This is a genomic window from Streptomyces sp. CB01635, assembly GCF_002803065.1.
Classification (GTDB): domain Bacteria; phylum Actinomycetota; class Actinomycetes; order Streptomycetales; family Streptomycetaceae; genus Streptomyces.
Genome location: NZ_NNBL01000013.1, coordinates 14,307 through 22,892 on the forward strand (window position 1 = coordinate 14,307; position 8,586 = coordinate 22,892).

General features: G+C 73.6%; 8 protein-coding genes. 4 read left to right on the plus strand and 4 right to left on the minus strand.

The annotated features are described in order from the left end of the window. The first annotated feature begins 12 nt into the window (after positions 1 to 12). From CG723_RS27515 to CG723_RS27530, 4 genes are read left to right on the plus strand one after another with little or no spacing between them, the layout of a single operon-like run. On the plus strand, positions 13 to 1,554 hold the full coding sequence (locus CG723_RS27515; RefSeq protein WP_100596202.1) for an ABC transporter substrate-binding protein: 1,542 nt from the start codon (positions 13 to 15) through the stop codon (positions 1,552 to 1,554). Beyond that, on the plus strand, positions 1,551 to 2,516 hold the full coding sequence (locus CG723_RS27520) for an ABC transporter permease (RefSeq protein ID WP_199841916.1): 966 nt from the start codon (positions 1,551 to 1,553) through the stop codon (positions 2,514 to 2,516). Before CG723_RS27515 ends, CG723_RS27520 begins: the two co-directional genes overlap by 4 nt. Next, positions 2,513 to 3,388, plus strand: a complete 876-nt coding sequence (locus CG723_RS27525; RefSeq protein ID WP_100596203.1) for an ABC transporter permease — start codon at positions 2,513 to 2,515, stop codon at positions 3,386 to 3,388. The genes CG723_RS27520 and CG723_RS27525 overlap by 4 nt, the downstream gene beginning before the upstream one ends. Then, entirely contained in the window at positions 3,385 to 5,112 is a 1,728-nt protein-coding gene (locus CG723_RS27530; RefSeq protein ID WP_199841917.1) for an ABC transporter ATP-binding protein, read from the plus strand. Before CG723_RS27525 ends, CG723_RS27530 begins: the two co-directional genes overlap by 4 nt. 55 nt (positions 5,113 to 5,167) lie before the next feature. On the opposite strand, the gene CG723_RS27535 is transcribed toward CG723_RS27530, so the two are convergent. From CG723_RS27535 to CG723_RS27550, 4 genes are read right to left on the minus strand one after another with little or no spacing between them, the layout of a single operon-like run. After that, the gene (locus CG723_RS27535) at positions 5,168 to 6,718 is read right to left on the minus strand and encodes a D-alanine--poly(phosphoribitol) ligase (RefSeq protein ID WP_100596204.1); all 1,551 of its coding nucleotides are present in this window, start codon (positions 6,716 to 6,718) and stop codon (positions 5,168 to 5,170) included. After that, a complete protein-coding gene (locus CG723_RS27540; RefSeq protein WP_100596205.1) occupies positions 6,715 to 6,963 on the minus strand; it encodes an acyl carrier protein in 249 nt (82 codons plus the stop codon). The genes CG723_RS27535 and CG723_RS27540 overlap by 4 nt, the downstream gene beginning before the upstream one ends. A 45-nt stretch (positions 6,964 to 7,008) precedes the next feature. Continuing rightward, positions 7,009 to 7,692: a Crp/Fnr family transcriptional regulator gene (locus CG723_RS27545; RefSeq protein ID WP_100596206.1), complete on the minus strand. Its 684-nt coding sequence runs from the start codon at positions 7,690 to 7,692 to the stop codon at positions 7,009 to 7,011. A 34-nt stretch (positions 7,693 to 7,726) separates the two neighbouring features. Continuing rightward, positions 7,727 to 8,530 carry a thioesterase II family protein gene (locus tag CG723_RS27550; protein ID WP_234374543.1) on the minus strand — a complete coding sequence of 268 codons (804 nt, stop codon included), beginning with the start codon at positions 8,528 to 8,530 and terminating at the stop codon, positions 7,727 to 7,729. Positions 8,531 to 8,586 lie beyond the last annotated feature (56 nt).

Consider the following 8,586-nt stretch of genomic DNA (forward strand, 5'->3'; position numbering starts at 1 on the left):
GAGCTTTCTGCCATGTCACGGGTCAACGGCGTCGGCCGGCGCCGCTTCCTGCAGTGGGGCGCGGCCGCGGCGACTGCCACCGCGGGCGCCACGGCCCTGTCCGGCTGCGCCACCTCCAAGAGCGGCGACACCCGGTCGGTCGGCTCCGCGGGCAAGCTGCTGCGGGTCGGGGCGTCGGACGCCACCGGCACCACCAGCCTCGACCCGCGGCACGCCGGGTTCGGTGCCAGCTACATCGCCCTGTACCACCTGTACGACCAGCTGATGTACCTCAAGGGCAGCCGCTACGAGCTGGGGCTCGCCGAGTCGGTGGAGCCCGACAAGGACGCCGGCGAGTGGACCATCCGCCTCCACAAGCACGCGGTGTTCCACGACGGCTCACCGGTGCGGGCCGCGGACGTCGCCTACTCGCTGCGCACCCTCGCCACGCCGCCGTCCACCCGCGCCAACAACTTCGTCGACCTGGACCTCGACCGGCTCAAGGCGGTCGACGCCCACACCCTGAAGGTGGGGCTCAAGCGGCCCCGCGGCGACTTCAGGGAGGCCGTCCTCGCGGTCTTCTCACCGGTGTTCCCCGAAGGCACCCGCGGCAAGGACTTCGACAAGGGCGTCGGCTCCGGCCCGTACCGTCTCGAGGAGCACGACGGCAAGAACCTCCGCCTCGCCGTCAACGACAAGTACTGGGGCGGCACCTCGTACTTCCGGCGCATCGAACTCGACCTCATCGCCGATCCCGCCGCCCGCCTCGCCGCCCTCAAGAGCGGCCAGATCGACTACGCCTTCGGTATCACCGCCACGGGCGCCAAGGCCGAGCGCGGCAACAGCGCGATCCGGGTACGCCGGGGCGGCACCGCCAACTCCAACGCGCTGTCCTTCGCCATGAACGAGCAGCTCGCCCCGTTCGACAACCCCGACGTGCGGCGCGCGGTGCGCCTCGCCGCGGACCGCGAGGCACTCGTGCGACAGGTGCTCCTCGGCCTCGGCACCAAGGGCGACGACGTGGTCGGCAAGGGCCTGCCCGGCTACGCGGGCGGGGACCGCAAGCGCGACCTGGCCGAGGCCAGGCGGCTGTTCGCCCGCGCCAAGGTCGACTCGCTGACGCTGCACGCGGCGGACACCGTGCCCGGTTTCGTGGCCGCGGCCCGCCTGCTCGGCCAGCAGCTGCAGGAGGCCGGCGTGGAGCTCGACGTGCAGAAGGTGCCCGCCGACACCTACTACGCCGACCTGAAGGGTCTCGCCCGCACCCCGTTCCAGACCTTCTACTACGCCAACCGGCCCGCCGCCGTGCACCTGTCCGCCACCACCACCAAGGGCGCGTTCTTCAACGTGACCGGGCTCGGCGAGCCGCACTTCAAGCGCCTGGCGAGCGCCCAGGCCACAGTCGACGACAGCAAGCGCGAAGCCGCCTTCGCCGCCGTCCAGCGGGGCCTGTACTCCTCCGGCGGCGACCTCCTGTGGGGCTTCCAGGAGCAGTTGGACGCCTCGGCGCCCGGGCTCTCGGGGGTGTGGTCGAGCCAGTCCATCCCGGTGTTCACCCGGGCCAGGTCCGCGTGACGTCCGCCGTCCGGCTCGCGGCCCTGGCCGCACGCCGGCTCGGCGGCGCCCTGGCCACCCTGCTGGTCGGCTCGTTCGTGCTGTTCGCCGCCGCCGAGGTGCTGCCGGGCGACGCGGCCGCCGCCGCGCTCGGCGGCTCCGCGACCCCCGCGGACGTCGCCAGGATGCACGCCGAACTCGGCCTCGACCGGCCCGTGCTGGTCCGCTACGGCGACTGGATCGGCGCGGCGTTCTCCGGCGACCTCGGGCACAGCCTCGTGGACCGCCGCCCTGTCGTCGAGATCATCTCGGGCCCGCTGGCCGACACCCTGCTCCTCGCCGGTGTGTGCGCCCTGCTCACGGTCGTCCTCGCGCTCGCGGTCGGAATCGCCGCCGGGCTGCGCCCGGGCGGCCTGCTCGACCGGCTGCTCTCCGGCGGCGCCGTCACCCTGGTCTCGGTGCCCCAGTTCGTCACGGCGGGCATCCTGACCCTGGTCTTCTCCTCCTGGCTCGGAGTGCTCCCGGCCGTGTCCCTGGTCCCGTTCGGCGAACCGCTGCTCGCACACCCCGAGGCGCTGGTGCTCCCGGTGGCGGCGCTGACGCTGTTCTCCGCGTCCTGGGCCAGCCGCATGGTCCGGGCCGCCGTCGTCGACGCGGCGGCGGCCCCGCACGTGGAGGCGGCCCGCCTCGCCGGGCTCTCCCCGGCCCGCGTGGTGCTGCGGCACCTGCTGCCGACCGCGGCCGGGCCGTGCGCCCAGGTCTTCGGCTGGCTCGCCGGGACCCTCGTCGGCGGCACGGCCGTGGTGGAAAAAGTCTTCAACTATCCAGGTCTGTCAAGAGAGTTGGTCGCTGCCGTGCAGCATCACGACGCGGCCGTCCTGGAAGGCATCGGGCTCCTCATGGCCGCGGCGGTCGTCGGCGGCCTCCTCCTGGCCGACCTGCTGGCCATGGCGGTGGACCCGCGCATGAGGACGGCGACATGACGGCCCCGACGCCGACGCCGACGCCGACTGCGACCGAGGCTTTGACACCGGCCGGCACCCAGGCCCCCGACACCGGCCCCGCCAGAACTCGACCGGGCCGACGGACCGCGCTGCTGTTGCTGCTGCCCGTGGTGGCCGTCGTCCTGTTCGCCCTGATCGGACCCTGGCTCGCCCCGCACGATCCGGCCCGCATCACCGCCGCGCCCTACGACACCGGCCACCTGCTGCTCGGCTCGGACGGCGACGGCCGCGACGTGTGGTCCCGGTTCCTGGCCGGAGGCCGTCCGCTGGTCCTGATCCCGCTGCTCGCCACCGCCGTCACCACCCTCCTCGGCACCGCGACCGGAGTGCTCGCCGGCTATGCGGGCGGCCGCGTCGACGCGGTGGTCTCCCGCCTCGACACCCTGCTGCTCGCCCTGCCGCCGGTCCTGGTCCTCCTGGTGCTGATGCACGGCTGGGGCTACCGCACGCTCACCCTCGTCACGGCGGTCGCCGTCACCGGCGTGCCCTTCGTCTCCAGGGTCGCCCGGGCCGCGACGGCACAGGTCGTGCACGCCGGATACGTCGACCAGGCCGTCGCACTCGGGGACGGTCCGGTGGCGGTGATGGCCCGGGAGATCGTGCCCAACATCGTGCGGCCCGTCCTCGCGGACGCCGGCACCCGCCTCGCCATCGCCATCACCCTCACCGCGTCCGCCGGCTTCCTCGGCTTCGGACCCGACAGCCCCAACTGGGGCGCCATGATCAGCGAGAACATGGAGGGCGTGACGCTGGCGCCCTGGGGCGTGGCGGCCCCCGCACTGGGGCTCGCCGTACTCACCGTCTCCGTCAACCTTGCCCTGGACCGGGCGATCGCGAGGTTCGTGCCTTGAGCGCAGTCTTCGACGCCCGGAGCGGCCTGGCCGTCCCCGCCCCCGCCCGCCCGCACGGTGAGGGTCGGGCCGACGCCGCGCCGGAGGTCATCTCCGTCACCGACCTGACCGTGGCCGACCCGAACGGACGGCCCGTGCTCGACGGGCTGACCCTGACCGTGCGGGCGGGCGAACGCGTCGGCGTCGTGGGCGAGTCGGGCTCGGGCAAGACCACCCTCGCGCTCGCCCTGCTCGGCGCCCTGCGGCCCGGACTGCGCACCGCGGGCGGCGGGGTGCGCGTGGCCGGCGAGGACCCGCTCGCCCTGCGCGGCCGCGACCTGCGCCGGCTGCGGCGGCACACCGTGGCGTATCTGCCGCAGGACCCGGCCGCCGCGCTGACCCCCACGATGCGGGTCGGCGCACTGGTCTCGGAACTCGCCGTGCGCCGCACCCCCGAGGACGCGGCCCGCACCCTGCGCAGCGTGGGCCTGCCCGACGGCCGGGACTTCCTGCGTCGTTTCCCGCACGAACTGTCCGGCGGACAGCAGCAGCGCCTTGCCCTAGGCCGGGTGCTCGCGGCCGGACCCGCCGCCCTCGTCCTGGACGAGCCGACGACGGGACTCGACGTGCTCACCCAGCGCCTGGTCCTCGACGAGGTGGCCCGCCTGGCCGCCGAGCGGAACCTGACGCTGCTGTTCATCACGCACGACCTGCCCGCGGCCGCCCGCCTGACCGACCGGCTCGCGGTCCTGAAGGCGGGCAGGGTCGTGGAGGAGGGACCGGTGGACGCCGTGCTCGGGCGGCCCCGTGCGGCGTACACCCGCGAACTGGTGCACGCGGTACCGGACATCGGCGAGGCGGCGGGCCGCCCGGCCGGACCGGCCGGCGGCGCCGCGGACACCGCGCCCGTGCTGCGGGTCAGCGGGCTGCGCGCCGGACACGGGCGGGGCAGAGCACGGGTGACGACCGCCCAGGACGTGTCCTTCCACATCGAGCCGGGCGAGTGCGTGGCGCTGCTCGGCGGGTCCGGCACCGGCAAGACGACCCTGGCGCGCTGCGTCACGGGGCACCACAGCCCCGACGGCGGCCTGATCGAACTGGCCGGTTCGGCTGTCCCCGGGCCGCTGCGCGGCCGCACCCTCGACCAGCGCCGCCTCGTACAGCTCGTCGCGCAGGACGCGAACGGATCGCTCAACCCGCGGCGCACGGTGGGCGCGGCCATTGCCAGGCCGCTGCGTGTGCTGCGTGGGCTCGGCGGACAGGCCGCTGCCGCGGAGACGGAGCGGCTGCTCTGCCTGGTGGGGCTCGACCCGCAGTGGGCCGGCCGGCTGCCGCGCACACTGTCGGGCGGCCAGCGCCAGCGGGTGGCCATCGCGCGGGCGCTCGCCGCTCAGCCGCGGCTCCTGCTGTGCGACGAGGTCACCTCGAGTCTCGACGTCCGCATCCAGGCCGAGATCCTCGCCCTGCTCGACGGGCTCCGCTCCCGTCTGGGCCTCGGGCTGCTGCTGATCAGCCACGACCTGGGCGTGATCGCGCGGATGGCCGACCGGGTCCTCGTCCTCGACGGGGGCACCGTACGCGAACAGGGCCCGGTCGCCGAGGTGTTCGCCGCCCCGCGGCACCCGTGGACCCGGGCCGTGCTGGACGCGGTCCCCTCCGTGCGAGGGGAACTGGCCGGCCGGGCGGAGCGCACACCGGCGGCGGACGAGTCCCGGCCACGCGAAACGGCAGTCGACGGGGTCTGACCCGGGCCTGATCCGGGCCTGCTCCACCGTCAACTGCCGTGCGCCGTCAGCCGGTTCAGGGCGCCGGGGCGAGGTTCCTGCCCAGGCGGCGTGCCGCCTCTTCCCGCAGCCGCAGGCGGTCCGTCTTGCCGTTGGGGTTCAGGGGCGGGTCCGCCAGCGCCCACAGATGGGCGGGCAGCATGTACGGCGGCAGCCGGTGGGCCAGGTCCTGGGCCGTCACGGTCAGCCGGCCGGCCGCGTCGTCGCCGATGACGAAGGCGGCAAGGACGGGTCCGGCCGCTCCGGGCACCGCGAGGACCACTGCCTCGGTGCCCGGCGCGCAGGCCCGTACGGCCTCCTCCACTTCGGACAGCTCCACCCGGTAGCCGTGGATCTTGACCTGTCCGTCGTCGCGGCCGAGGTGCACCAAAGTGCCGTCGGGCGTGCGGCGCACCCGGTCCCCGGTCCGGTACCAGCGCTGACCGTCGTGGGTCAGGAAGCGGTCCGTGTCGTTCGCCGGGTCGAGATAGCCGTCGAACATCTGCGGCCCGGTGACGCACAGTTCGCCGGTGTCGGCGCCGACCTGACCGTCGTCGAGAAGGACGTACCGAAGGCCGCTGTTCGGCTGTCCGATGGGCACGGTGCCGGCACCGGGGGAGGGGACCCAGTGGTACGCGGTGCAGGCGATGGTCAGCTCGGTGGGGCCGTAGAGGTTGTCGATGGACGTGCCGGGTGCCGCCGTGCTCCAGTACGCGGCGCTCTCCTCGGGCAGCGGCTCGCCGCAGAAGACGGTGTGGCGCACGGAGGGCAGGCTGTTCCCGGCGAGGAGGCCGCGGGTGCGCAGCGCGGCGACCAGGCTGGGCGTCGAGGTCCACACGGTGATGCCGTGAGCGCGGATGTAGCGGCCCGGGTTGAGGGCCTGAAGCCGGTTGAGGACGGTCAGACACGCTCCGCTCGACCAGGCGCACCACACCTCGAACATGGACAGGTCGAAGGTGAGCTCGTAGACCTGCCCGAAGACGTCGTCGGGTCCGAAGTCGTAGCGCGGCAGGGAGGCGGCCAGGAAGGCGGACACATTGCCGTGCCGGATCGGCACGCCCTTGGGGCGGCCGGTGGAGCCCGAGGTGAACAGGATGTACGCCAGTGAGTCGGGGCCCTGGGCGGGGGGCCGGTCCCCCGCCGGGTCGGGCATCAGGACGGGGGTGCCCGGCCGCGGTCCGCTCCACTCGCCGAGCCGCGGTGCCAGCGTGACCAGCGGCGGCGCGGCCGCGGCCACCTCGTCGAGCTGGGCGGCGCCCGAGGGGTCGACGATCAGCGCGTCGAGCCCGGCGGCAGCGGCGATGTCGCGGTTGCGGCCGACGGGGTACTCCGGGTTGAGCGGGACGGCCGTGCAGCCCGCGTACAGCGCGGCCAGAAAGCCGAGCAGGCTCTCCTCGCTCTTCGCCGCGAGGACCCCGACCCGGCGCGGCGCGCGCCCCCCGCTGTGCAGGGCCGCGGCCCAGGAGCGCGCGGTGCGGTCCGCCTCGGCATAGGTCCAGCTGCGGTCGTTGATGCGGAGCGCGGTGCCCCGCGGATTGCGGGCCAGACCGTCGAGGAACCAGTGGTGCAGCAGCTTGGCGCCGCTCATCGGCCGGCTCCGTCGAGGGAGCTGACCAGCTCCCAGACCGTGCCGGGCGTGATGAAGTTGGCGGGCGTCACGGCGTCGTCGGGCAGGGGCGTGCCGTAGCCCTCCTCGATGGCCACGATCAGGCCGACCGTCGCCATCGAGTCGAGCCCGAAGGCCGCGAGCGGCAGATCCTCGGTGAGCGGGGCGTCGGCGTCGAGACCGGGCAGCCGGTCCCTGAGCAGAGTCTCGAACTTGTGGTCCCACATGGGGGTGTCACCTCGTGAGGGTCGTCGGGGCGTTGCGGCGGGATCTCAGACGCATCGGCTCTCCAGATAGGCGGCGAGCCGGCTCTGGTCGATGATCAGGTGGGACTCGCGGGTGACCTCGACCAGACCCCGGTCGCGGAAGCCCTTGAGGAAGTGCCCAACGCGCGAGCGGGTGGTGCCGACCATGCCGGCCAGCTCCTCGTGGGTGATCCGCTCCGCGATGTGCGGCCGCCGCCCGTCACCCCGTCCGAGCTTGCGGGCGAGGTCGAGGAGGATCTCGCCGAGCCGCTGCTCGCTGTCGACGGTCACCAGATGCGTGATGGACTGCTGCTGTTCGGCGAGGCGCCGGGTGAGGTGGTTGATGAACTCGTCGACGATCCCGGCCTCGGTGATCGAGGACAGGAAGTGCTCGTACGACATGCGGTGGACGACGCTGTCGCGCATCGCGATGGCCGACTCCTCGCGGATCCCGCCGAGCGAACACAGCTCACCGAAGATGCTCCCGGGGGTGTGGATGCGCAGGAGGCACTCCTTGCCCGAGCGGGAGAACATCACCGTCTTGAGCCGGCCGCTCTCCAGGAAGTACACGTTGCGGTCCTGACCGCCGCAGCTGTAGGCACTCTGGTTCCGTCTGACCATCGTCGTCGTGGTGTGGGGCGACTGGTCGCGCAGGAAGTCACGCAGCCGGGCATCGAATCCGGTGGGTTCGGTGACATCCAGCAGGTTCATCTGGCCTCCCGGTCAGTCAGTCGGCACATGACAATCACGTGGCAACTTTATGAACCTGCCTTCGAAGAACACTTGAGCCCTGATGTACGGAGCCCATGGCCGCCCGGAGCGCGGACATCAGGTCGTCCGGCGCCCCCTTCAGGTAGAAGTGATCGCCGGGAAAGACCCGCAGCCGGAAGTCGCCGCTGGTCACCTCGCGCCATCGGGCCACCGCGTGGGGGTCGGCGAGAGGGTCGGCGTCACCGGTGAACGCGAACACCGGGCAGGTCAGGGCAGGTCCCGGCGGCGGCACCGGCCGGTAGGTCTCGTTGACCTCGTGGTCGGCGCGCAGCGGCGGCAGGAAGTGCCGCAGCAGGTCCCGCTGACGCAGCACCTCGGACGGGGTGCCGCCGAGCCGGGACACCTCGGCGAGGAACTCGTCCTCCGGCAGGGTGTGCACCGGGCGTCTGTGGTCCGGCACGAAGGGCCCGCGCCGCCCGGACACGAGCAGCGCCAGAGGAGGGCGTGAGCCACGCTCGAGCAGGGCCCGAGCTGTCTCGTAGGCGACGATCGAGCCGAGGCTGTGCCCGAACAGGACGTACGGCAGGTCGAGTTGAGGGGCCAGTTCGGTGACGAGGCCTTCGACCAGGGGGCCCATCCGGGTGTGCGAGGTCTCCCGCGCCCGGCGCTCACGGCCGGGCAGGACGACGGGGCGCACGTCGACGCCGGGCCCCAGGGCCCGCCGCCACGGGTGGAAGAAGGAGCTTCCGCCGCCCGCGTGGGCGAAGCAGAACAGGCGCAGGCCGGCCGCAGCCTCGTCCTCGCCGGCGGGCCGGGTGGCCGTCCGAGAGCCGTACACATCGTCTCCTTGTCGCTGCTGTGGTCGCGGGCCGCGGCCGGACGGCCGCGCCGGGG